The organism is Cupriavidus sp. 05N38 (assembly GCF_056397345.1).
In genome coordinates this window covers 1-23,007 of the sequence record NZ_JBFTNF010000091.1, presented here as the reverse complement: position 1 = coordinate 23,007, position 23,007 = coordinate 1, and the positions used below count along the sequence as shown (strand labels likewise).

The 23,007-nt window shown below is 63.9% G+C and carries 22 protein-coding genes, 1 tRNA gene and 1 pseudogene; 10 read left to right on the top strand and 14 right to left on the bottom strand.

What is annotated here, in order from left to right; translation table 11 throughout:
* Positions 1-124: 124 nt before the first annotated feature.
* The 3 genes from AC1DK4_RS37000 to AC1DK4_RS36990 form a co-directional block, all read right to left on the bottom strand.
* Positions 125-559 (bottom strand): universal stress protein, encoded by a 435-nt coding sequence (locus tag AC1DK4_RS37000; protein ID WP_441618886.1) that lies wholly within the window; start codon positions 557-559, stop codon positions 125-127.
* A 50-nt stretch (positions 560-609) separates the two neighbouring features.
* A complete protein-coding gene (locus tag AC1DK4_RS36995; protein WP_441618888.1) occupies positions 610-825 on the bottom strand; it encodes an HP1242/YdcH family protein in 216 nt (71 codons plus the stop codon).
* Positions 826-1,044: 219 nt separating this feature from the next.
* Positions 1,045-1,872 carry an inositol monophosphatase family protein gene (locus tag AC1DK4_RS36990; protein ID WP_441618890.1) on the bottom strand — a complete coding sequence of 276 codons (828 nt, stop codon included), beginning with the start codon at positions 1,870-1,872 and terminating at the stop codon, positions 1,045-1,047.
* Between the two features lie 156 nt (positions 1,873-2,028).
* On the opposite strand from AC1DK4_RS36990, the gene AC1DK4_RS36985 reads away from it, so the two are divergent.
* From AC1DK4_RS36985 to cysE, 3 genes are all read left to right on the top strand, one after another.
* Positions 2,029-2,952 carry an RNA methyltransferase gene (locus AC1DK4_RS36985; protein ID WP_441618892.1) on the top strand — a complete coding sequence of 308 codons (924 nt, stop codon included), beginning with the start codon at positions 2,029-2,031 and terminating at the stop codon, positions 2,950-2,952.
* A gap of 3 nt (positions 2,953-2,955) precedes the next feature.
* Positions 2,956-3,591: a PrpF domain-containing protein gene (locus tag AC1DK4_RS36980; protein ID WP_441618894.1), complete on the top strand. Its 636-nt coding sequence runs from the start codon at positions 2,956-2,958 to the stop codon at positions 3,589-3,591.
* A 204-nt stretch (positions 3,592-3,795) separates the two neighbouring features.
* A complete protein-coding gene (gene cysE, locus AC1DK4_RS36975) occupies positions 3,796-4,539 on the top strand; it encodes a serine O-acetyltransferase (protein ID WP_477132136.1) in 744 nt (247 codons plus the stop codon).
* A 30-nt stretch (positions 4,540-4,569) separates the two neighbouring features.
* Here the strand turns inward: cysE and AC1DK4_RS36970 are convergent, their stop codons facing one another.
* From AC1DK4_RS36970 to AC1DK4_RS36955, 4 genes are all read right to left on the bottom strand, one after another.
* Positions 4,570-5,361: a UDP-2,3-diacylglucosamine diphosphatase gene (locus AC1DK4_RS36970; RefSeq protein WP_441618898.1), complete on the bottom strand. Its 792-nt coding sequence runs from the start codon at positions 5,359-5,361 to the stop codon at positions 4,570-4,572.
* Between the two features lie 79 nt (positions 5,362-5,440).
* Positions 5,441-5,941 (bottom strand): peptidylprolyl isomerase, encoded by a 501-nt coding sequence (locus AC1DK4_RS36965; RefSeq protein WP_441618900.1) that lies wholly within the window; start codon positions 5,939-5,941, stop codon positions 5,441-5,443.
* Between the two features lie 57 nt (positions 5,942-5,998).
* Entirely contained in the window at positions 5,999-6,583 is a 585-nt protein-coding gene (locus AC1DK4_RS36960; RefSeq protein ID WP_441618902.1) for a peptidylprolyl isomerase, read from the bottom strand.
* Between the two features lie 75 nt (positions 6,584-6,658).
* The gene (locus tag AC1DK4_RS36955; protein ID WP_441618904.1) at positions 6,659-7,381 is read right to left on the bottom strand and encodes a tetratricopeptide repeat protein; all 723 of its coding nucleotides are present in this window, start codon (positions 7,379-7,381) and stop codon (positions 6,659-6,661) included.
* A gap of 407 nt (positions 7,382-7,788) precedes the next feature.
* Here AC1DK4_RS36955 and cysS point away from each other — a divergent pair, with 407 nt between their 5' ends.
* From cysS to AC1DK4_RS36920, 7 genes are all read left to right on the top strand, one after another.
* On the top strand, positions 7,789-9,177 hold the full coding sequence (gene cysS / locus AC1DK4_RS36950) for a cysteine--tRNA ligase (RefSeq protein WP_441618906.1): 1,389 nt from the start codon (positions 7,789-7,791) through the stop codon (positions 9,175-9,177).
* Positions 9,174-10,046: a DNA-3-methyladenine glycosylase family protein gene (locus AC1DK4_RS36945; RefSeq protein ID WP_441618908.1), complete on the top strand. Its 873-nt coding sequence runs from the start codon at positions 9,174-9,176 to the stop codon at positions 10,044-10,046. The genes cysS and AC1DK4_RS36945 overlap by 4 nt, the downstream gene beginning before the upstream one ends.
* Before the next feature lie 116 nt (positions 10,047-10,162).
* Positions 10,163-11,134: an acetyl-CoA carboxylase carboxyltransferase subunit alpha gene (locus tag AC1DK4_RS36940; RefSeq protein ID WP_441618910.1), complete on the top strand. Its 972-nt coding sequence runs from the start codon at positions 10,163-10,165 to the stop codon at positions 11,132-11,134.
* Positions 11,100-12,548, top strand: a complete 1,449-nt coding sequence (gene tilS / locus AC1DK4_RS36935) for a tRNA lysidine(34) synthetase TilS (RefSeq protein ID WP_441618912.1) — start codon at positions 11,100-11,102, stop codon at positions 12,546-12,548. The genes AC1DK4_RS36940 and tilS overlap by 35 nt, the downstream gene beginning before the upstream one ends.
* A gap of 158 nt (positions 12,549-12,706) precedes the next feature.
* Positions 12,707-13,957, top strand: a complete 1,251-nt coding sequence (locus AC1DK4_RS36930) for an aspartate kinase (RefSeq protein WP_441618913.1) — start codon at positions 12,707-12,709, stop codon at positions 13,955-13,957.
* A gap of 154 nt (positions 13,958-14,111) precedes the next feature.
* A tRNA-Ser gene (locus tag AC1DK4_RS36925) sits at positions 14,112-14,205 on the top strand.
* 80 nt (positions 14,206-14,285) lie between these two features.
* On the top strand, positions 14,286-14,582 hold the full coding sequence (locus tag AC1DK4_RS36920; protein ID WP_441650405.1) for a DUF6538 domain-containing protein: 297 nt from the start codon (positions 14,286-14,288) through the stop codon (positions 14,580-14,582).
* An 80-nt stretch (positions 14,583-14,662) separates the two neighbouring features.
* Here AC1DK4_RS36920 and AC1DK4_RS36915 read toward each other — a convergent pair.
* From AC1DK4_RS36915 to AC1DK4_RS36885, 7 genes and pseudogenes are all read right to left on the bottom strand, one after another.
* Positions 14,663-14,791, bottom strand: a pseudogene (locus tag AC1DK4_RS36915) (carbon storage regulator); the annotation flags it as partial.
* A gap of 323 nt (positions 14,792-15,114) precedes the next feature.
* A complete protein-coding gene (locus AC1DK4_RS36910) occupies positions 15,115-15,912 on the bottom strand; it encodes a hypothetical protein (RefSeq protein WP_477132135.1) in 798 nt (265 codons plus the stop codon).
* Positions 15,913-16,068: 156 nt separating this feature from the next.
* A complete protein-coding gene (locus AC1DK4_RS36905) occupies positions 16,069-17,010 on the bottom strand; it encodes a hypothetical protein (RefSeq protein WP_441618919.1) in 942 nt (313 codons plus the stop codon).
* Positions 17,011-17,142: 132 nt separating this feature from the next.
* Positions 17,143-18,069 carry a DUF6708 domain-containing protein gene (locus AC1DK4_RS36900; RefSeq protein WP_441618921.1) on the bottom strand — a complete coding sequence of 309 codons (927 nt, stop codon included), beginning with the start codon at positions 18,067-18,069 and terminating at the stop codon, positions 17,143-17,145.
* A complete protein-coding gene (locus tag AC1DK4_RS36895) occupies positions 18,062-18,745 on the bottom strand; it encodes a DUF6708 domain-containing protein (RefSeq protein WP_441618922.1) in 684 nt (227 codons plus the stop codon). The genes AC1DK4_RS36900 and AC1DK4_RS36895 overlap by 8 nt, the downstream gene beginning before the upstream one ends.
* A gap of 233 nt (positions 18,746-18,978) precedes the next feature.
* Positions 18,979-22,071, bottom strand: a complete 3,093-nt coding sequence (locus AC1DK4_RS36890) for a toxin VasX (RefSeq protein ID WP_477132134.1) — start codon at positions 22,069-22,071, stop codon at positions 18,979-18,981.
* An 11-nt stretch (positions 22,072-22,082) separates the two neighbouring features.
* Positions 22,083-22,424 carry a hypothetical protein gene (locus AC1DK4_RS36885; RefSeq protein ID WP_441643395.1) on the bottom strand — a complete coding sequence of 114 codons (342 nt, stop codon included), beginning with the start codon at positions 22,422-22,424 and terminating at the stop codon, positions 22,083-22,085.
* Between the last annotated feature and the right edge of the window lie 583 nt (positions 22,425-23,007).

The following is a 23,007-nucleotide window of genomic DNA, read 5'->3' as shown; positions in this document are numbered from 1 at the left end:
TTTCGGAAGATGGGCGATATGGTACAGCACCGGCCGCCAGGTCTGGAGGCGCGGGCTGGCCGGCGCGGCTGCCGGGACGCAGGGCGAGCGCCCGGGGAGCCGGGGCGCTGCCTGCGTGTCGTCTTCAGCGGAAGACCAGAACGGGGATGGTGCTGTGGGTGAGCACCTTCTGTGTTTCGCTGCCGATCAGCAGGCCGCTGATGCCGCTGCGGCCGTGCGAAGCCATGAAGATCACGTCGCAGCCCTGTTCCGTCGCGGTGGCGATGATGCCGCGGTAAGGCGCCGCGGAGACGGAGGTCACCGCGGCGCACGGCACGCCGGCCAGCGCGGCGGCCGCTTCGACGCGTGCCAGATCGCTGCGTGCCGCGGCCTCGACACGTTGCTCGAATACCGAGCGCTTCTCGTGACCGGCATCGCTGGACTGCAGAAAGGGATATTCCTCCACGCACATATAGGCGGTCAGCCTGGCGCCGGTTGCGCGGGCGAACTCGATGGCGGCGGCGACAGCCTTCTGCGAGAGCGGGGAGCCGTCGATGGGGAGCAGGATATGTTGGAACATGGGCGTGTGTATGTGTTTTGGAAAGAACGGACGACGTGGGGGTGGCCGGCTCAGGCCGAGGCCCTGCGCAGAATGCCGTAGAGCTCGTCCTTGAGCCGGAGCTTTTCCTTCTTGAGCGATTCGATGGTCACGCTGTCGGCGGGCACCAGCCTGGCTTCCATGTTCTTGATCTCCTGGTCCATGTCATTGTGGCGATGGAACAGCCTGGCGAAGTGCGCGTCCTGCGCCTTGAGCACCGAGATCAGTTCGCGGAATTCGGGAAACATGCGAGGCTCCTTCAGGTGGGAATCCGGGCTGCGCGGTGATCGGTCGGGGGTGCGACGGGCGCCGGCAGCGCATGCCCTCATTCTGCAGCGGCGGGGAGCCGCCGGCCTTGATATGGATCATGCGCCGGTAAACGCCTCGCAACAATACGTTCGCCCAAACAAAAACGCCCGCCCTGTGGAGGGCGGGCGTGGCGCTCGGCGGCGGCCGCTGGCAGGCGCTCAGGCGGCGGGCCTAGCGGGCTTGGCGTTGTCGAGCGAGTATGGCGACAGCAGGCGCACCATTTGCGCGAAGGCCTTGGGGTTGCCTGCCAGCACTTCGCCTTGCTCCAGCTGGCGGGCTTCGCCGGCGTAGTTGCCGGTCAGCCCGCCGGCCTCGGTCACCAGCAGCATGCCGGCGGCCATGTCCCAGGGCTTGAGGCCTTGCTCGAAGAAACCATCGGTGCGTCCGCACGCCACGTAGGCCAGGTCCAGCGCGGCAGCGCCCGGGCGGCGCAGGCCGGCGCAGCTGCGCGTCATCAGGGCGAACAGCTCCATGTACTGGTCCAGACCTTCCATGTCACGGTACGGGAAGCCGGTGCCGATCAGGCAGTCGGCCAGCTTGTCGCGGCGCGAGACGCGGATGCGGCGGTTGTTCAGGAAAGCCCCGGCGCCCTTGCTGGCGGTGAAGAGTTCGTCACGCGTGGGGTCGTAGACTACGGCCTGCGCGGGCACGCCCTTGTGCAACTGGGCGATGGACACGCAATACTGGGGGAAGCCGTGGATGAAATTGGTGGTGCCGTCGAGCGGATCGATGACCCAGACGTATTCGCTGGTTTCTTCGCCCTCGGCCCAGGACTGGCCGGACTCTTCCGCTAGAATGGCGTGTTCCGGGTAGGCCGTGCGGATGATCTCGATGATCGCAGCCTCGGCGGCGCGGTCGACCTCGGTGACGAAATCGTTGTGCTGCTTGCGGGAAACATGGACCCGGTCGACGTCCATCGACGCGCGGTTGATGACGGAACCTGCCTTGCGGGCCGCCTTGACGGCGATATTTAGCATCGGATGCATGAATCTCTCCAGGCCGGCCAGGAGTGCGCCGCCTGGCGCAAAAGGCCGGCGCGCTGCCCTCCGGGGGCGGCTGACAACACAACGAATTGTAGAAGAACGGGCGCGTCGCGATCGTGCGAGACGGGCGGCGCACCGAAGATGAAGCCTGGATTGTATATGAACCCGCTGAACCAGACGAGTGCCGCCGCCGGCGACGCCCCCGCCGTGCCGCGCAAGGCAGTCAATGTGACTCTCGATGCGCCCGCTGCCTTTGCCGCCGTGCGCTTCGTGCTGGTGGAGACCAGCCATCCCGGCAATGTCGGCGCGGTGGCGCGCGCGATCAAGACCATGGGTTTCGGCGCCGAGCCGGGCCGCCTGGTGCTGGTCTCGCCGCGCGAGCCGGAGGTGCGCGCGCACCCGGATGCCGTGGCCATGGCCAGCGGCGCCGACGACGTGCTGGCCGCCGCGGTGATCGTGGACGATATCGAAAGCGCGCTGTCCGGTACCGCTTATGCCGTGGCGCTGACGGCCCGCCAGCGCGAGTTCGGGCCGCCGCGCCTGCTGCCGCGCGATGCCGCCGCACAGGCCGGCCAGCGCATCGCCCTCCAGCTTGCGGCCGCCCCGGTCCCGGGCATGCCCGCGCCGGGCGCCCATGTGGCCTTCGTCTTCGGCAACGAGCGTTTCGGCCTGCCCAACGAGGCCGTGGACCGTTGCTCGGCCGTCACCCATATCCCCGCCAACCCGGCCTACACCTCGCTCAACCTGGCCCAGGCCGTGCAGCTGGTGGCCTACGAGATGCGCCTGGCGCTGCTGGAGCCGCGCGCCACGCCGCAGGCCGAGATCGGCTATGCTGGCGAACCGGCCACGGCGGAGCAGGTGGAGGCGATGTTCGGCCATCTGCAGACGGGTCTCGAAGCGATCGGCTTCCTGGACCCGGCCACGCCGAAGAAGCTGATGCCGCGCCTGCGCCGGCTGCTGGCGCGCAGCGGGCTGGAGCGCGAGGAAGTGAATATCCTGCGTGGCATCGCCAAGCACATGCTGCTGGCCTCGCAGGGCAGCGTCCCTGGCTCCCGGAGTGGGCCAGGCCAACAGGAGAAGTGAGCGGTGGCGGAGATTCCTGCCTTCTACATGCGGGGCGGCGCCAGCAAGGGTCTGTTCTTCCTGGCTGACGACCTGCCGTCCGATCCCGCCGGGCGCGATGACGTGCTGCTGCGCGTGATCGGCTCGCCCGACCCTTATGGCACGCAGGCCGACGGCCTGGGCGGAGCCACTTCCAGTGCCGGCAATGTCGTGCTGGTACGCCGTTCGCAGCATGCCGGCTGCGACGTGGACTACCTGTTCGGCGCGGTGGCAATCCGCGCGGCCCTGATCGACTGGTCGGGCCGTTGCGACGACCTGTCCGCGGCCGTCGGGCCGTTCGCGATCTGGCGCGGYTTCGTGCCGGCGCGCGACAGCATCACCACCGTGCGCATGTGGCAGCAGAACACGGGCGAAGCCATCGTGGCGCGCGTACCTTGCCGCAATGGCCATCCGCTGGAAGCCGCCGGTTTGCGCGAGGCGGGCGTGCCATTCCCTGCCGCGGAAATCGTGCTCGACTATTCGGAGTCGGACTCCATCGCCTCCGCCGCTTCCTCCGCTTCCGCCCCTGCCTCTACTTCGCAACCGCTGGAGCGCGCCCTGGTGCGCAGCAGCGCGCGGCGCCTGATGACCGGCCTGGTCCACGTGCCAGAGCGATGTTGACGACTGGCGCCGCGGGTGTCCGTGCCACGGCACGGATGCGACAGCGGCGCTTGCGCAGTCAATGTCCATGACGGCAGCAGGGCAGCAAATCTCTTACACTCCCTGCTCCCGTTCCCACCGGCCAATGACCATGCCGGCGATCGCGTTTTCCCCCGGATGGACCGGGGCGCGCGGCGCACGGCGTGGCAACACGACACGACCAAGATGTTCTCTCGTCTGAAGGAAGATATCGACGCCATCATGCGGCGCGATCCCGCCGCGCGCAGCCGTCTCGAAGTGCTGACCTGCTATCCCGGGCTGCATGCCGTGATGTTCCATCGTTGCGCGCATGCCTGCTGGAACGCCGGCTTTCACTGGCTGGGCCGGTGGATCTCGCACTGGTCGCGCTTTCTCACCGGGATCGAAATCCACCCGGGCGCCACGGTGGGGCGGCGCGTGTTCATCGACCATGGCATGGGCGTAGTGGTGGGCGAGACCGCCGAGATCGGCGACGACTGCACCATCTACCAGGGCGTGACCCTGGGCGGCACCTCGCTGTACAAGGGCGTGAAGCGGCATCCGACGCTGGGCGCCAACGTGGTGGTGAGCGCCGGGGCCAAGGTGCTGGGCGGCTACACCATCGGCGAAGGTGCGCGCATTGGCTCCAACGCCGTGGTGCTCAAGCCGGTGCCGCCGGGTGCCACCGCGGTCGGCGTGCCGGCGCGCATCATCTTGCCGGATGCGCCCAGCGACCAGCAGGGCGCCAAGCAGGAATTCTCCGCCTACGGCATCACGCCCAACGCGGACGATCCGGTTTCGCTGGCGCTCAAGAGCCTGATCGACAACGCCGCGCAGCAGCACGAGCGGCTGSAGACCGTGCTGGCGGCGCTGGACCGGCTCGGCGAGCATCTCGAGAACACGCCCAACGACCGTTTCGATGCGAGCGAGCTGCGCAAGCTGATGAAGTAGGTGATGAAGTAGGGGCTGCGGCGCCGCGGCTCAGTCCAGTTGTGGCAGCACGCTGAAGCCGCCGGCGTCGAGTTGCAGCACCGCGGCGCGCGGGCGCTTGCCGTCGAGGTCCCAGTCGGTCAGCACCCAGCGCACGCCTTCGGCGCTCTCGTGGCGGGCGGGCCGGTGGGTGTGGCCGTGCACCAGCACCGGCGCATGGCTGGCGTGCAGCAGCGCTGCCACGGCTTGCGGCGTAGTGTCGCCGTAGTCCGGCAGGGCGTCGCGGCGCGCCTGGTTGGCGCGGCCGGCCTCGCTGTCGGCGCGCAGGCGGCGCGCCACGCGCAGGCGCAGCGCCAGCGGCAGCGAGAGGAAGGCGCGCTGCACCCAGGCCTTGCGAGTCCAGTGGCGAAAGCGCATGTAGCGCTGGTCGTCCGTGCAGAGCATGTCGCCATGGCTGAGCGCCACGCGCTGGCCGGCGCAGTCGATCACGGTAGGGTCGGGCAGCAGCGTGGCCCCGGCAGCGCGCGCAAAGCGCTGCCCCAGCAGGAAATCGCGGTTGCCGTGCATCAGGTACACCTGCACGCCGTGCCCGGCCAGCTGATGCAGCCTTGCCGCGACCTGTGCGGCGAAGGGGCTGTCGGTTTCCTCGTCGCCCACCCAGAACTCGAAGAAATCCCCGAGGATGAACAAGGCGCGCGCTTGCAGTGCGGCGCGCGCGAGCACGCGCTCGAAGGACGCCAGCGTGCGCGGCATGCCCGGGGTGAGATGCAGGTCGGAAATGAACCACGCCGGCGCGGGCACCGCTAGGGCGCCGGCCGCCGGCATGGAGGGGGTCACGGTCATGTGCATGGAAAGAGAATACGGCTCGACAGCCGCGACCCGCGGGGCCCGGCGGTGCGTCCCGCCGGGGATCGCCGTGGCGTTACTCGACCACCACGGCCTTTTCGATGACCACGTCTTCGAGCGGCACGTCCTGGTGGAAGCCGGCGCTGCCGGTGCGCACGCCCTTGATCGTCTCGACCACGTCGGTGCCGTCGGTCACCTTGCCGAACACGGCGTAGCCGAAGCCTTGCGGGGTCGGCGAGGTGAAGTTGAGGAAGTCATTGTCGACCGTGTTGATGAAGAACTGCGCGGTGGCCGAGTGGGGCGCGTTGGTACGTGCCATGGCAACCGTGTAGCGGTCGTTCTTGAGGCCGTTGCCGGCTTCGTTCTCGATCGGGGCGTCGGTGCCCTTTTGCTTCATGCCGGGCTCGAAGCCGCCGCCCTGGATCATGAAGTTCTTGATCACGCGGTGGAAAACGGTGTTGTCGTAGTGGCCCTTGCGCACRTASGACAGGAAGTTTTCAACCGACTTSGGCGCCTTYTCGGCRTCGAGTTCGATGGTGATGACACCCTGGCTGGTGTGGAGTTCTACCTTGGACATTTGCTTTCCTCTGTTCGGTGATGCCTGGTGGTTGCCTGGCGTTGTGATTGCCCGGCGTTATTTGACGACCGTGGCGGACTCGATGACGATCGGCGTGGCCGGCACATTGCGCATCGGGCCATATGACGTGGTAGGCGCGCTCTTCATCTTTTCGACGGTATCCATGCCATCCACCACCTTGCCGAACACGGCGTATCCGTTTCCGTCCGGCTGCGGATAGTCGAGACTGGAATTATCCACCACATTGATGAAGAACTGGGCGGTGGCCGAGTTGGGATCGCTGGTGCGGGCCATTGCCACCGTGCCGGCCTTGTTCTTCAGGCCGTTCTGCGCTTCGAGCTGGATCGGCGCGCGCGTGGGCTTTTGCTTCATGTCGCGGTCGAAGCCGCCGCCTTGCACCATGAAGCCGTTGATGACCCGGTGGAAGATGGTGCCGCTGTAGAAGCCGCTCCTGACATATTCCATGAAGTTGGCGACGGTCTTGGGCGCGGCGTCCGGGTAGACCTCGAGCGTGAACTTGCCGGCACTGGTGACGAACTGCACCCGCTCGGTTTTGGTCTGCTGGGCCTGCGCGGCCAGCGGCGACAGCGCCAGGGCACCGGCGAACATGCCGGCAAGGACGAGGCGACGCGAAAAGATCATGCTTGGCTCCGTGGATCGGGGAAACATAGGGGCAGGGCGGCGGCGCCGCGCCTGTTGGGCCTGTCGGGCAATGTGCTACCGGGCGGGCTCGGCAGCGGCTTCGCTGGCCGGCACGGCCGCGGGGGCGCCGGCGCGGGTGGCCGGCTTGCGCGCGCTGCCGGCTGCCGCCGGCGTGGCCGTGGCGGGCACCAGTTGCTTGAGGCCGGCCGCGGCTGCCGCGTCCTTGGGGTTGCGGCGCAAGGCATCGCGGTAGGCATTTTCGGCCAGGCGGCGATAGACATCGCCGAGATTGGCATAGCCGACGGCGAAATCGGGTTTGACATCGACCGCCAGCAACAATTCCGCTTCGGCGCGCTTGAGGTCGCCACGCTTGGCGTACAGCAGCGCCAGGTTGTTGTGCGGCTCGGGCAGCTCGGGGAAGTCCTGGGCCATCGACGACAGCGCGGCGATGGCTTCATCCTCGCGCCCGGCCTGGGCCAGCGCCCAGGCGCGCTCGAAGCGCGCCTGCGCATTGCGCGGGTTGGTGGCCAGCACGCGGTCGAAGCGGTTGATCGCCTCGTCATAGCGCTTCTGCGACGCCGCCTTCTCCGCTTCGGCCATGCCCGGGTCCGCCGAACGCACGCCGCCAGGCGGCGTGGCCGGCGCGCTCAGCGAGAGCGGGCCGTTCTGCGCGCCGGCAGGCCCTGCCGCGCCAAGCAGGCCCGCCAGCATCGCCGCCAGGCCAAACGATGCGGCCGCGATGCGTCGGCGCGCGGGCTGGGATGAAGCAGATGTCAAGGTGGGCAGGAACAGGCTCATGTAAGGGCGGTCCGTTATACTCCGCGGCATTCTAGCAAAGCGCGGGCATGCCGGCCGCGTATTGACGCGCACCGCGTTTTGCCGTGGTGCGCCGCGCGGCGTGCGGCGTGCCACCGCGAATTGGCGCTTCCGGTAAGATATGGGTCGCGCCTGGATTTGCTCAGGCGCAAAATGCGGGACCCGCGGATGGCGTGACAATGTGGTGCGACGACGATGCGCTGCGCTCCCGCCGCCGCTGTCATGCCTGTTGTGTCGTTGTGCCTGTTGTACCTGTTGTGCCTGTTGTGCAGGAGACGGCGCGCCGTTGCCGCCTTGTCGTCTCGCTGCGTTTGCTTTGCCGTGTTGTGCCGTAGCTGTCGCAACCTGTCATGCCGCCGGCAGGATTTCTCTTCCATTCACCTCGCTTCATGTATCCACTGAATATCTACAACACGCTCGCGCGTGAAAAGCAGCTCTTCGTGCCAATCGAACCCGGCCGTGTACGCATGTATGTCTGCGGCATGACGGTGTACGACTATTGTCACGTTGGCCATGCGCGCGTGATGGTGGTGTTCGACATGGTGCAGCGCTGGCTGCGCACCGCCGGCTACGAGGTGACCTATGTCCAGAACATCACCGACATCGACGACAAGATCATCCGCCGCGCGGCGGAGAACGGCGAGACCATCGGCGCGCTGACGGACCGTTTCATCCGCTACATGCACGAAGATGCCGACGCGCTTGGCATCCAGCGCCCGGACCACGAGCCACGTGCCACCGACTACGTGCCGCAGATGCTTGACATCATCGGCAAGCTGGAGGCGCGCGGGCTGGCCTATCACGCCAGCGATGGCGACGTGAACTACGCGGTACGCAAGTTCCCGAACTACGGCCGCTTGTCGGGCAAGTCGCTGGAAGACCTGCGCGCGGGCGAGCGCGTGGCGACCAACGAGGCCAAGCACGATCCGCTGGACTTCGTGCTGTGGAAGTCGGCCAAGGAGAGCGAGCCCGCCGAAAGCAAGTGGGAGTCGAAGTGGGGCGCCGGCCGCCCGGGCTGGCATATCGAATGCTCGGCCATGAGCTGCGCCTTGCTCGGCGAGCATTTCGACATCCATGGCGGCGGCGCCGACCTGCAGTTCCCGCACCATGAGAACGAGATCGCGCAGTCCGAGGGGGCCAGCGGCCAGACCTTCGTCAATATGTGGATGCACAACGGATTCGTGCGCGTGAACGACGAGAAGATGTCGAAGTCGCTCGGCAACTTCTTCACCATCCGCGACGTGCTCAAGGAGTACGACGCCGAAGTGGTGCGCTTCTTCATCCTGCGTGCGCACTACCGCAGCCCGCTGAACTACAGCGATGCCCATCTCGACGACGCACGCCATTCGCTAACGCGCCTGTACACCGCGCTCAAGGATGTGCAGCCCGATGGTGAGCCGCTCGACTGGGAAGAGGCGCACGCCAGGCGCTTCGTCGAAGCCATGGGCGACGACTTCAACACCCCGATCGCCATGGCCGTGCTGTTCGACCTTGCCGGCGAAGTCAACCGCACCGGCTCGCCGCAGATGGCGCGCCAGCTCAAGGGCCTGGGTGCCACGCTGGGCCTGCTCGAGCGCGACGCGCATGCCTTCCTGCAAGGCGGCACGGCCGCCGACGGCCTGCAGCCCGGGCAGATCGAGGCGCTGATCGCCGCGCGCAAGCAAGCCAAGGCCGGCCGCGATTTCGCCGAGGCCGACCGCATCCGCGCCGAACTGCTGGCAGGCGGCGTGATCCTCGAAGACAAGCCGGGCGGTGCCACCGAGTGGAGGCGCGCTTGAACGCTGCCGTGCGCAAGACGGCGCCGCCCGCGGCGCCCGCCAAGACTGCCGCGGCCGCCAAGGCCGGGCAGCCGGCAGCGCCAAAGCCGCTCAAGGCAACTACCGCGGCCAAGACCGCAGCGAAGCCCGCAGCGAAGCCCGCCGCCAAGCCGGTGAAGGCCGCACCCAAGGCCGGCGCACGCGCGGGCAAGGTGCCCGCCTTGCCCGAGGCGCAGGCAGTGCCGCTGCCGGTCGAGACCGTGGTGGACGCGGTGCGTCCCGCGTACTGGGACGAGGCTTGCGCCGACCTGATGAAGCGCGACCGTATCCTGCGCAAGATGATCCCGACCTACGGCCCGGCGCACCTGATCTCGCGCGGCGATCCCTTCATCACGCTGGCCCGTTCCGTGGTCGGCCAGCAGATTTCGGTGAAGGCCGCGCAGACCGTGTGGGAACGGCTGGCCGCGCTCTGTCCGAAGCTCACCCCGGCGCAGATGCTCAAGGCCGGGCACGAAAACCTGGCTGCCTGCGGCCTGTCGCGGCGCAAGGCAGAGTACATCGTCGATCTCGCCGAGCACTTCAAGGCCGGCCGTGTGCATGTGGGCAACTGGGCGGAGATGGACGACGAAGCCGTCATCGCGGAGCTCACGCAGATCCGCGGCATCGGTCGCTGGACTGCCGAGATGTTTCTGATGTTCAATCTGATGCGGCCCAACGTGTTGCCGCTCGACGATGTCGGGCTGATCAACGCCATTTCGGCCAACTATTTCAGCGGCGAACCCGTCACGCGCAGCGAAGCGCGCGAGGTTGCCGCCAACTGGGAGCCCTGGCGCACCGTCGCCACCTGGTACATGTGGCGCAGCCTTGACCCGCTGCCGGTGACCTATTAGCCTGAAAGGGCACAGAATTTACGGGGAAGTGCGCGAGACTGCATCCGCAGACTTGCGGTTTTGGGGGCGAATTCCGGTAGAATCCGCCCCTTCACAGACGGGTACGTGTGATTCTCATGAAAACCACCTTCCTGGATTTTGAGCAGCCCATTGCCGAACTCGAGGCAAAGATCGAAGAACTGCGTTTTGTGCAGGACGATTCGGCTGTCGACATCTCCGAAGAAATCTCGCGGCTGGCCGGCAAGAGCCAGCAGCTGACCAAAGACATTTACGCCAACCTGACCCCATGGCAGGTGGCGCAGATCGCCCGGCATCCGCAGCGTCCCTATACGCTCGACTATGTGCGGGAGATCTTCACCGATTTCCACGAACTGCACGGCGACCGCACTTTTGCGGACGATCTCTCCATCGTGGGCGGCCTGGCCCGCTTCAACGGACAGGCGTGCATGGTGATCGGTCACCAGAAGGGCCGCGACACCAAGGAGCGCGCGCTGCGCAACTTCGGCATGCCYAAGCCCGAAGGCTACCGCAAGGCCAAGCGCCTGATGGAGCTGGCGGACAAGTTCGGCCTGCCGATCTTCACCTTCGTCGACACCCCGGGCGCGTTCCCGGGCATCGATGCGGAAGAGCGCGGCCAGTCCGAGGCCATCGGCCACAACCTGTATGTGATGGCCGGGCTCAAGGTGCCCCTGATCGCCACCATCATCGGTGAAGGCGGCTCCGGCGGCGCGCTGGCGATCGCCGTGGGCGACGTGGTGCAGATGCTGCAGTTCTCCACCTACGCCGTGATCTCGCCGGAAGGCTGTGCTTCGATCCTGTGGAAGACCGCCGAGAAGGCGCCGGAAGCTGCCGAGGCGCTCGGCCTGACCGCGCATCGCCTGAAGGCGCTCGGCCTGATCGACAAGATCGTCAGCGAGCCGCTGGGCGGCGCGCACCGCGACACCAAGGGCATGGCGGCCATGCTCAAGCGTTCACTGGCCGATTCGCTGCGCCAGTTCCAGGGCATGGGCGTGAAGGAGTTGCAGGCGCGCCGTCATGAGCGTCTGCTGGCCTATGGCAAGTTCAAGGAATCCGGCGCACCGGGCTGACCCGTCCGCCGGCTTGACCGACAAGGTCGCACAGGCTCTCCAGGCCGGTGCGGCCTTTGTTGTTTCTGGCCACGGCGGACGGGCAGGCACGGTGGCGGTGGCGCTGTCGGGCGGGCGCGACTCGGTCGCGCTGCTGCACGCGCTGCGCGCGGCGGTGTTGGCCGGCGCGCTGCCGCTGCGCGTGGCGGCGCTGCATGTGCATCATGGCCTGCAGGCGGCCGCGGACGAGTGGGACGCCTTCTGCGCTTCGCTGTGCCGCGAGTGGCAGGTCCCGTTCTTCAGCCGCCGCGTGGTGGTGAGCCAGCAGCAGGGCGAAGGCCTCGAGGCCGCCGCACGCCGCGCGCGCTATGCCGCGCTCGAGTCGATGTGCGGCGAGGCCGGCGCGGCCCTGTTGCTGTTCGCGCATCACCAGGACGATCAGGCCGAGACCGTGCTGCTGCGCCTGTTCCGCGGCAGCGGCCTGGCCGGGCTGGGCGGCATGCCGCGCCTGCGGCGCATGGGCACGAACCGGCAGATCGTGTTGCTGCGCCCCTGGCTGGACGTGGCGCGCGACGAGATCGACGCCTATTGCGTGGCCAATGCGCTGCCCTGGATCGACGATCCCTCCAATCACGATCTGCGTTTCGCCCGCAACGCGCTGCGCCAGCACATGCCGGCGCTGGCGGCGGCGTTTCCCGCCTTGCGCGCCAATGTGGCTCAGGCCGCCGCGCATCTGGCCCAGGCTGGCGAGTTGCTCGATGCGCTCGCTACGGAATGGATGGCCCCTCTGGTGCGCCCGCCGCGCGATGCCGGCACCGTGGCCGAACTCGATCTCGCCGGCCTGCGTGCGCTGTCGCCGGCGCAGGCCGATGCCGTGTTGCGCCTGTGGCTGCGCGAGCTCGGCACGCAGGCGCCATCGACCGCGCGCCTGTGCGCCATGCGCGCGCAACTGATCCGGCACGACGGCGGCGAGCCTGCCATCCATCACGAGGCGCTGGTCTTGCGGCGTTTCCAGGGGCACGTGCTGGCTTGTCGTGCCGAGGGCGATCTCTCGCCGCAGGAACTCGCCATGCAGTGGCGCGGCGAGGCGAGCCTGCCGGCGCCATGCTGGCGTGGCGAGCTGCGCTTCACGCGCGACGACACCTTCGGCGTGCCGGAGGCCGCGTTGCGCCAGCCCTTGCGGCTGGCGCAGCGGCAGGGCGGGGAGCGCATCGTGCTGCGTCCGGGCGGCCCCGCGCGCGCGCTCAAGCAGGCCTATCAGGAAGCCAGCGTGCCGGCGGCGCGGCGCGCGCGGCTGCCGCTGCTGTGGGCAGGCGATCAACTGCTGTTTGCGGCCGGCCTCGGCATGCATCGCAGGTGGCCCGGCGCGCCGGCGTCGCCGCGCTGGCGTATCGAATGGTCCGAGTGGCCCGCCGGCGTCGTGCCGGCCGGGTAGGCGCCGCAGGAATCGCTGTCGCGCCGACGCGCCGATGCCGCGCGTGCGAGCCTCGCTCCACATGATCCTGCGCCCCGTGAGGCCGCCTGCGCCTTGCCTCGGCGGAGCTCTTCGTGTATTTTCAGGGGTTTTGCACAATCGCTGGCGTCGACAAGAAGATGGCTCTCATCGTTCACAAATACGGCGGCACTTCGATGGGTTCTCCGGAACGCATCAAGAATGTCGCCAAGCGCGTTGCCAAATGGCATCGCGCCGGTCACCGCGTAGTCGTGGTGCCTTCGGCCATGTCGGGCGAGACCAATCGCCTGCTCGGTCTCGCCAAGGAGATTTCGGCACAGCCGAACCCGCGCGAACTGGATATGCTGGCCTCCACCGGCGAGCAGGCCAGCGTGGCTCTGCTGGCCATTGCGCTGCAGGTCGAGGACATCGACGCCATCAGCTACACCGGCTGGCAAGTGCCGGTGAAGACCGATTCGGCCTACACCAAGGCACGTATCGAATCGATCGATGACGAGCGCATCCTGGCCGATCTCGACGCCGGGCGCGTGGTCGTCATCACCGGGTTCCAGGGCATCGACGGCGACGGCAACATCACCACGCTCGGCCGTGGCGGCTCGGATACCTCGGCAGTGGCCATCGCCGCCGCCATCGAGGCCGACGAATGCCTGATCTACACCGACGTGGACGGCGTCTACACGACCGATCCGCGCGTGGTCGAGGACGCCCGCCGCCTGGACCAGATCACCTTCGAGGAAATGCTGGAAATGGCCAGCCTCGGTTCCAAGGTGCTGCAGATCCGTTCGGTGGAGTTCGCCGGCAAGTATCGCGTGAAGACCCGCGTGCTGTCGTCGCTGACCGACCCCCTGATGCCGCTCGAGAAGGAAATGCACTCGGGCACGCTGATCACTTTTGAGGAAGAGTCTGAAATGGAAGCAGCCGTCATCTCCGGCATCGCCTTTGCCCGTGACGAGGCCAAGATCACCGTCCTGGGCGTGCCCGACAAGCCCGGCATCGCCTACCAGATCCTGGGCCCGGTCGCCGACGCCAACATCGACGTCGACATGATCATCCAGAACCAGTCCGTCGACGGCAAGACCGACTTCACCTTCACCGTGCCGCGCGGCGAATACCAGCGCGCACTGGCGATCCTGAACGACGGCGTGAAGGGCCATATCGGCGCCGCCAGCGTATCGGGCGACCCCAAGGTATCGAAGGTATCGGTGGTCGGCGTGGGCATGCGCTCGCACGTCGGCATCGCCAGCAAGATGTTCCGCACGCTGTCCGAAGAAGGCATCAACATCCAGATGATCTCCACCTCGGAAATCAAGATCTCGGTGCTGATCGACGAGAAGTACATGGAGCTCGCCGTGCGCGCGCTGCACAAGGTGTTCGAACTGGATCAGGCGTGATCCGGCTCGGCAGGCCGCATGCGGCCCGCCGGTGATTCTGTCGGGGTGCACAAATTTTTTGTGATTGGTGATCGAAACTTCGTTGACCAAATCAAAACACCTCGATAGAATACGCGCTTCGTTGTGTGGCCTCCCTCACACAACGGCAGGTTTGGGAGACGTGGCCGAGAGGTCGAAGGCACTCCCCTGCTAAGGGAGCATCCGGGCCAAAACCTGGATCGAGGGTTCGAATCCCTCCGTCTCCGCCATTATTGGCGGCGAAACCCCGGAAGATTGCGGTCTTCCGGGGTTTTGTTTTTTGTGGGTCTGTCCGGACTGCTACACAGCCATGCGGGTGCTACACATGGACTGGTGGAGTATCCGATGGCAACCCACCTCACGACGCGGCAGTGTCTGCTATCTTCGCCGCAAAATTCCCCAAGACTTGATTCAGCAGTATGGCAGGCAAGAGATTGTCCGCAGTCTGCACACGAAAGACCGTGCCCAAGCGGAGCGACTGTTACGCCGCGCATCGGTTGAACTTGACGACGAGTTTGCACAGAGACGTGGAGAGGCAACATCGCCTTCCGTGGAGCCGACGATTGCTCCGCCCGTTGTCGCATCAGGTAGCAAGAAATCTCTCTGACTCGAAGGATGACGACGAGCATGGACGGCCAGTAGTAATCGGTCTCCGTCGCCGGCGCGTGGCCGCCGCGCTTCGCCGCGAAGGATACGAATGTCCTTGCGGGCGACCATGCCGAAGCGAACTTCTCCGTGGTCGATATCCAGGACTTCTAGCGTGACCGCGTCCCCGATCACGCAGGATTCGCCGGGACGGCGAGAGAAGGCGACCATGAGGGGACTCCAGGTGGGTAAGGTCGGCGCGCATCCGTGCTGATGGGCATCGGCTCTGGCAACGCCAAGGCGGGTAGCACTTCGCTCGTTCGATGGCACGCTGTATGGCCACGAGTGCCTGCGGGCTGTTTTCCAGCACGTCGAGCCGATCAGGCCTGCAGCGGTAGTGACGATGTCGGTGACGCTTGCCGCAGTAAGCTGCGCCAGCGAGCGGAGGCCCATCTGTTCCAGCCGGGCCACGACCGTGGAGCCTACGCCTTTCACGGCCAGTAGGGCTGCGCGTTCATTCTCAGAAAACGCCATGCAAGGTTCCGCCTTAGCCCTCATGACCTTACGCCGCGTGCGGCCATCTCTATCGTGACCAGCGGGCCCGTTTCTCCCTCGAATGCTTCTGGGGGTGGCGTAGCGGGACGTACTYTGAACAGGCGGCAGGCGGCCCACCAGCACAGGGCGGCGAACAGGTTGTAGGGGAATAGCAGCGCCCAGAAGGGAAGCATCCAGTTCTTCTTGCCTTGCATTTCACCGGGCTCGCCAGTGCGCCACGGAACGTAGTGACGTACCGCTTCACGCGGAGTCAGGCAGATATTGTTGTGAGGGATATTCCACCAGTGGGGCGCCGGAGGCAGCGGCAGATCACTCGGTCCCTGGGCCATGAAATGGCGGATGTACTCCCAAACCTGGGCAACGTGAGCGACACGTGCATCGCTGGGGTCGTTCCCATCTATCGTTATGAACATGGCCTCCGGCGCGGGCTTCGACGGAGAGGCCGGCGGTCCTTGATTGAGCATATGCAGTATCAGCGAATGGGTAACGCTAACCGCGCGTCCGGTGAATTCCATCTTTGATTGCATGCCTCCCTTGGCACTGCTCCAGTCTCCAACGAGGAGATATTTTCCTTCACGGTAATACATGTATTTATTTTGTCGGTTCCAATAAAAATTGGATCTGCTTTTTATTAAATGTATTCGTAGATAAAGAAGTGCGAATGAAAATAGAGATAGAAATAAAATGACAATGAATAATGACTTATCGAGTCGTGATTCGTACGATATGTTTTTTGCAAGGTAGTAAATTAGGAATGCGGCCGCGCATATTATTCCTGTAGCGTAAATTTTACCCATGAAGGCGGAGTCCGCTGGCCAAGGGTTTCGCAAACAGAGTACATGCCGACCCATGGCCACATACTRATCCCCAATCGCGGGAGCCGCATCCGGCTTGCTGCGAGCCGACCATAACCAGTCAATTGCCATGACCTGCCTCGTTTCGGGTCTTGTGCATCATGGCCTTATGCCGCGCGCGGCCATCTCTATCGTGACCAGCGGACCCGTTTCTCCCTCGAATGCTTCTGGGGGTGGCGTAGCGGGACGTACCTTGAACAGCCGGCAGGTGGCCCACCAGCACAGGGCGGCGAACAGGTTGTAAGGGAAGAGGGCGGCCCAAAACGGTAGCAGCCACCATTTTTTTACCTGCGCTTCGCCGGGCTCGCCTGTCCGCCAGGGGGCGTAGTGGCGCCACGATTGGGCTGGTGTCAGGCAGAGGTTGTTGTGGGGCACGTTCCACCAGTGCGGTGCGTGCGGCAACGGCAAGTTATCCGGCCCATGAGCCATGAATTGGCGGATGTATTCCCAGACCTGGGCGACAAAGATGGTGCGAGGGTCGCTGGGCTCGTTGCTATCGATGGCGATGTTGTAGTTGGGCGCCCAGGATTTTGCGATCAAGCGGGCCTGCTCGCTGCTTGGTTCGGTGCCAAAGACATTGAGCAGAAGCGAATAGCTCGTACTGAAAGATCGGCCAGAGTATTCCGTTTGGCCCAGCATACCCGCTTGCACGCGACTCCATTCGCCGACGTGCAGAAGTTTTCCTTTGCGGTAATATACTTTCTGGGTGATTCGGTTGAAATAGAAATTTGACTGTCGACTAATAAAGTTGATTCTATAGGCAAGCGATGGTAAAAATAAAAACAGCACCGGAAAGCAAACAAGAGATATCGCGATAATTGAATCTGTATTAATTTTTATTAGGTCGTCATATAGGTAATAAATAAAATAAATTACCCATGAAAAAATAGTTGTTGAGTACATCTTACCCATGAATGCCGAGTCCGCTGGCCATGGATTGCGCAGGCACAGCACCTGCCTGCCCATGGCGATGTATTGGTCACTGACGGCGGGGGCCGTCTCGGGTTTACTGTTCGGTGTCCATAACCAGGCGATTGCCATTATTTTCCATTCAGCCGAAACTGCGTGGAGACTTGTGTGCTTTCATCCATCGCATAGGGAAACCAATTGCTCGCCGACCGAAACCGATGCCGTTTCCGCTGGATATCGGCAAACGTGGACCGCCGTTGGAAGTCAGGCGCGATCATTGCGTTCCTCGTCGGCGAAGCCGCACAGCCGGTCATTCTCCGGCGGAAACTGAGGTTCCGGGTAGGTGAGGATGATGAGTTGGGGGAGTGCCATCACCGGCATGACCAGCAGCACGATGGCGAGGTCCACCCAAAGGGTGAGCGGAAGCCACCAGCGGCGGTTTGGATCGGTGAAGGAGGCGAGCACCCAGCGACCGCCGTAACGCAGCAGTACATCGCGCCAACTGCGTGGTGGCGATTCCACGGTGGGGGCCGGGAGACTCGGATCTCCTGTCATATACCGTTGCAGCCAAGCCCATCTACAATCGGTAGGGAGAACTAATACAGAGTCAATGGAAATTCTATAGTCCGCAACTATGGGAATTTTGGCCAGCTTGGGCTCTGGTGTGTTGCTTGTATATCCGATGAGGTACAAATACGGCGCGCTTCTTCCTGTTGAATAGGCGAGTGCTTGGATGTGGTTCCACTCCATAACCAAAAGTTCTTCATTGCCCTCTTCTGGGTAAGGTGAATAGTAGATTTTCTGAGTTTTTCTATTAATACGAACTCGGCTAGATCGATAGCGGAAGCGTGGTCCAATGAGTCGCGCCGATAGGAATCCGGAAAATCCAAATGCAAGGCAGGAGAGGCTGATCACAAGGAAATAAGTCGTATTATCCCGTGAGTGGCTCAGTGTCGCTCCGAGTATTAGTGTGATGCTAAGCAGCAAGCTGATCCTCAGAGTCAGCCCCTCATTGTTTCTCTGCATGGTTTCCGAGATCAATTCGATTCCGTGCTCGCTTTTCCGAAGAATGGAGATTCCCGGGATGGAATTGGGATTTATCTCGGAAGACAATAGATTGCTTGCGGATCTGAATTGACGCCATTTCCGCTGGATCTCGGCGAGCGTGGGTCGCCGTTGGAGGTCAGGCACGATGATCGCTATCCTCGTCGGCGAAGCCGCACAGGCGGTCGTTCTCCGGCGGAAACTGAGGTTCCGGGTAGGTGAGGATGATGAGTTGGGGGAGCGCCATCACCGGCATGACCAGCAGCACGATGGCGAGGTCCACCCAGAGGGTGAGCGGTAGCCACCAGCGGCGCTTTGGATCGGTGAAGGAGGCGAGCACCCAGCGACCGCCGTAACGCAGCAGTACATCGCGCCAGGTGCGTGGTGGGGACTCCACGGTGGGGGACGGGAGGTTTGGGTCTCCCGCCATATACCGTTGCAACCATGTCCACGTTGATTCATTGTGGTAGCCGATATGAGCCCCGATGATGGGGACTTTGACAAGTTCGCGTTCCGTTAGGTTTGACGTGTATCCAACAAGATATAAATAGCCTTGGCCTTTGCCTCGATAGTAATCGATGGCCAATAACTCGTCCCAATCGAGAGTCCAAAGAGAATCAGGACTTTCATCCGGATACGGGGCGAAGTAAATCCTTTTCGCCTTGCGATCGACCCGCACAGCTGAATTGCGATAGCGAAGTCGATAACTCAGCATACGTGATAAACTAATTACCAGTAGATACGCGATCGGGAGTATCGCGGCGAAACAAAACGGGAGTGGTGAATCCGTGTTTGACTGCAACAGTCCGACGCCAATGATCATAAAAGCGCCAAAAGTAATAAGCGCCCCCATGTGCCACGATATTGTTGTGTCGTTTCGCTGAAGAGTATCCGCTGTCAGTACTATGCAATGTTCGCTCGAACGAAGGATGGTAATGGTCGGTTTAACACTCGGATCGGGCTCTAGTGGTAGGGTCGTACATGCCGAGCGAAACAGGCGCCATTTCCGCTGGGCGTTGGCAAACGTAGGCCGCGCTGGGGAGGGGGGTCGTATCGTCATCTGGACACCTTGACCGGCTCAAGCAGATCGCTATCGATAGGATCGGTCAGCCAGGTGCCGCGGGTGAACTCCAGCGGCTCCCGTTGCGGCATCAAGGCCAGCATGGGCTGGTCCTTGGGATCGGGCCGATAGCAATAGTCCAGTTCGACCCGCGCGTCGGCGCGCATGCTGATGCGCCACGTCAGCACGCGGGTGCCATCGCGCACGGCATCGCTACTGGCAATCAGGCATTCGTCGTCGTAGGGGAAGCGATACTCCGGTGAGGTCACGATGGGGCCTTCCACCTGACGCAGGGGTTTTTTGCCACGGTAGACACGCAACTCTTTCTGGAAGCGTGCAGCGGCATCTGCCGTGGCCGCTACGGCGGCGGTTGCTTTGTCGGTCTCATCGCTTTGGTCTTTGATTTCCCGATAGCTGGGTAAGCTCAGCGAAATAGAGAGTGTGCCTACCCCTTCGGCGGCGACCTCGCGGTGCAGTGCTTGAGCGTCTTGCCATAGGCCATACAGGGGCAAGGCTGTTCGCCAGGCAATGTTGCCCAGGCTAAAAGGTACGGCGCTGGCAGGGCTGTCCCAATCGGCCACGACACGCACTCCGTAAATTGCGCCGTGGAAGGCCGCCAACTCGTCCTCCAGGGTCTTGAAGCGGTAGCGTGCGTCGCCTTGGCTCCAGAAACTATGAGCCAGCCAGACCTCATCGGGCTGGAACCTGGCCATGGCTGCTTGTATTGAGAAGTAGGTGACGCCGACTGTCGCCACAGCGGCCAAGATCAGCCAGCCCACAGGGCCCATAAAGCTGAGCGTGACGCCCACGGCATTTAGCAGAAGACTCGCACCGACCAACGTACCGCAACCCGCGGAGGCCATGAACATCTTGGCGGCTTCGGTATTCTGTTCACTTCCGTATGCTTTGCTAGCACGCAGGAGGTCTGCTGCAGCGCTTAAGAATGCCGCCCCCGCTCCGAACTTTGTCGCGAGAGTAYGAGCGGCGATTACCTCCTGACTACCGCGCACGACATTGAGTGCTCCGCCTTTCGCTAATCCTCTGAGTTGAAGAATGTCGCCTTTGATGTAGTAGCTGGCGCTTAGGACAGCCGAAATTGCCGCAAAAGCGGCCACTATGGATGTCGCTCGTTTGGAGGCATCACCCGATGTCATTTTCCCCTGTGCGAAATCCTTAAGCGATGACCTAAGAGACATAACTGCCGAAACTGCCGCCACTCCCGTCACCGCATACTCCCCGGCCACGATGCCCTTCTGCGTGGCGGCATAGGCTCGGCTCCCCTGCAGGCGTTGCAGGGTACGCTGGAATATATTGCCCTCCAGCCTGAACTTCTGGCCTTCGCCGGCGGGCGCGGGGCTGATGTAGTCCTTGCCGGCGCCCTTGGGTACTTCTTCATAGAGCAGCGTGGTGGCGGGCTGGCCTCGCAGTTCCCGCTTCACGGTGATGCCCCATTTCCTCAATTGCTCGGTGTTCATGTGCTGCTCGCCGCGGAACTGGGCATATTGGCGATTGGCTTCAGCGCTCGTCACGCGGTAGGTGACGACGGTGCTGCCGACACGGATCTCGGCGAACAGGCGCACGCGCCGGGCGACAAGATCTGCTTTGGCATCCGGAAGGGTCTTGTCTGCCAGGAGCGGAAGCATCAGGTTGATCAGCGCGTCGGAATGAGGTGTGGCTGGGTGGCTGATATTGAACTGGAAGATCGGGGCGAATGCCGCTACACCGGTATCCAGCGCTTGCTTCAGAATATCGGGATTGGTGAAGTTGGCGTGCAGCTCCGGTATGCCATGTGCCAGTGCCAGCCAGACCGGGCTGCTGCGATGGTCGGCCAGGACCAGATCGCGGACGCTGTCACGGCCGGCGGCGCTGTGGGTCAGGCTGCCAGCGCAGCGGGCGACGACGTTTTCATAGTCCTGGGCGTTGCGGTGGCTACCTAGGTCAAAGCAGGACAGGGCCTTGCCGAAGAGGCCATCGCTCCACCCCTTGCCGATGGCGCTACCTGCGGTCTTGACCCAGCCATCGAGGTCCGCTGCGCACTTGTCCAGGGTCTCTTGCAGCGTTTTGATCTTGCGCTGGTAGGCGAAGATGAAGGGCATGGCGTTGCCATCGATGGTGTTGGCATTGTCGCTTTCGTAGTAGCGTACGAGTCGTTGCCGCTTCAGGTAGAACTCACTGGTGGTTTGTTTTTGCACACTACTGAGGTACTGCTTGATCAGGGTGGCGCTGGTGTAGGCGTGGTTGTTGTCGATCTCATAGATTTGGCGTTCGGCTGCCGCGACGGCCGTGAGGTGGGCCAGTTCGCTGGTGATGCCGATAGGGTCCTGTAGCACCGCCGCCAAGGGCTTGACTCTCTTGTCGGAGGCACCATCTGCGCTCGGCGGCAACGCACCGTACATGCCGGTCAAGATGGATTGGTACGTCATGATGCGATCGCCCAGGGCAATCTCGCTCCAGGCACAGGGCCGGGCGCGGCCGGAGATGGCCGGCGTCACCAGTTCCGGCGTGGCTGTTGCGAGATGCACCGCGTCGAAGACATGCCGCTGTCTGGGGTCACCGGCAGGGGAGAGCTGGGTCGCTAGCTTGTCGCGGATACCATCCTTATTGGTTTCGATGCGCCAGAGTCGGGCGTGGCTCAACAGGGTTTCGCTGACCATGAGGTAGACGGTGTTGGCCACTTCTGTTTCCGGCGCCAGCAGGTAGGGTCTGGCGCCGACGGTATCGGGGCGGGCATAACGTCCGGGTGTGTCGTCGTTGGCATCCGCCTCGGTCCACCAGATGGGCGCGAAGCGCACGTCGCTGGTGACCTGGTAGTGCTGGGTCCACATGCGGCTGTTCTGGTAATAGAACAGGTAGACATAAGTGCCAGGACGCAATACACGCAGGCCATACGCCTTGCTGCCCTTTAGTTCCGGATAGCCTTTCACGCTGAGTGTCGGGAAGACTGCGGCTTCGAAGCCCTTGTCAGCGATGCCGTAGCGCAGGGGGTAGACCGGGACGCCGCGCTGGCACGACGGCGGCGAAATGGCGCAATTCCTTGGCTTCTCACTGGGATGCGCGGGTTGAAGTGCTTTTTTGAGGGGCAGGGTCACGGTGGTAATCCTCAAACTACTTTCTCGTCCTCGAAGCGCAGTTCGTTGTAGCCCTCGCCCTTGTGGGTCTGGCTTTTGATGGTCATGCGGGTCTTGTGGCGCGGCAGCGCGTAGGCCGGCAACTGGTTCGATCGGTACGTGCGGCCGGTGATGACCGGCTGGTCAGGATCGCCGTCCCAGAAGTCGACGATGACCTCCTGGCCGATGCGCGGGATGGCGGGGCCGGCGTGGGCCAGCTGCACGTCGAGACGGAAGGTCTCGGAGAGGGCTTCGTCGAAATCGAACGCGATGACTTCGAAGTCGACCCTGTCGACGACGGCGAAGGTGAAGCGCAGGGCGGACTGGCGTGGCATGGCAAGTTCCTGGCAAGGCGATATCACCCGCCGGCCGGCGTACCTGTGGCGCCGACTGGGGTGGCCGTCTATGGGCTGTCACTTGCGGGGGAGAATGCCGCAGGAAAAGGCGCGCAGGTCTCGGATGTTTCGGAAAAGCCGTGTGGAAACGGCGTCATTCCTTCGGTGCCTGATGCCGCAACGGCCCCCGTCGCGGCATCATGGCCAGTGTGGGATCGCGACGCACGTCGTCGGGCTTGGGCGTTTTCACCGGTAGTGTGGCTCTGATAGAGCGGCGTGCCGCCCAGGCGCAGGCTGGGCGGCAGCCGCTTGATGGTCTCCGCTATTCACTGTGGCGTCCCCTCTGGCTCCAGCTTGGCCGGGCCGATGGAGGCGGTGAAGAAGCAACCGCCTAAACGTGCAGATGGTGTGGTCCCCATGATGCTAGGCATCGTCGTTCACCTGCGGCGATGCCATGCCGCACAACTCGTCGATGTCCGTGGGAAAGGGCGTGTAGGGCACGTTGTACTGGATGCATGCTTCCACGCTGTCGGGAAACGCGTTGATCAGCAGCCAGCCCAGCCACAGCGGAAGGGTGATGGGC

Coding starts and splice junctions, on each gene's coding strand:
- AC1DK4_RS36990 (WP_441618890.1), bottom strand. CDS start 1,872: ATGCATCCGATGCTAAATATCGCCGTCAAGGCGGCCCGCAAGGCAGGT.
- AC1DK4_RS36920 (WP_441650405.1), top strand. CDS start 14,286: ATGCGGGTGCTACACATGGACTGGTGGAGTATCCGATGGCAACCCACC.
- tilS (WP_441618912.1), top strand. CDS start 11,100: ATGGCAAGTTCAAGGAATCCGGCGCACCGGGCTGACCCGTCCGCCGGC.
- AC1DK4_RS37000 (WP_441618886.1), bottom strand. CDS start 559: ATGTTCCAACATATCCTGCTCCCCATCGACGGCTCCCCGCTCTCGCAG.
- AC1DK4_RS36930 (WP_441618913.1), top strand. CDS start 12,707: ATGGCTCTCATCGTTCACAAATACGGCGGCACTTCGATGGGTTCTCCG.
- AC1DK4_RS36895 (WP_441618922.1), bottom strand. CDS start 18,745: ATGATCATTGGCGTCGGACTGTTGCAGTCAAACACGGATTCACCACTC.
- cysS (WP_441618906.1), top strand. CDS start 7,789: ATGTATCCACTGAATATCTACAACACGCTCGCGCGTGAAAAGCAGCTC.
- AC1DK4_RS36885 (WP_441643395.1), bottom strand. CDS start 22,424: ATGCCACGCCAGTCCGCCCTGCGCTTCACCTTCGCCGTCGTCGACAGG.
- AC1DK4_RS36955 (WP_441618904.1), bottom strand. CDS start 7,381: ATGAGCCTGTTCCTGCCCACCTTGACATCTGCTTCATCCCAGCCCGCG.
- AC1DK4_RS36960 (WP_441618902.1), bottom strand. CDS start 6,583: ATGATCTTTTCGCGTCGCCTCGTCCTTGCCGGCATGTTCGCCGGTGCC.
- AC1DK4_RS36995 (WP_441618888.1), bottom strand. CDS start 825: ATGTTTCCCGAATTCCGCGAACTGATCTCGGTGCTCAAGGCGCAGGAC.
- AC1DK4_RS36985 (WP_441618892.1), top strand. CDS start 2,029: ATGAACCCGCTGAACCAGACGAGTGCCGCCGCCGGCGACGCCCCCGCC.
- AC1DK4_RS36970 (WP_441618898.1), bottom strand. CDS start 5,361: ATGACCGTGACCCCCTCCATGCCGGCGGCCGGCGCCCTAGCGGTGCCC.
- AC1DK4_RS36905 (WP_441618919.1), bottom strand. CDS start 17,010: ATGGCAATCGCCTGGTTATGGACACCGAACAGTAAACCCGAGACGGCC.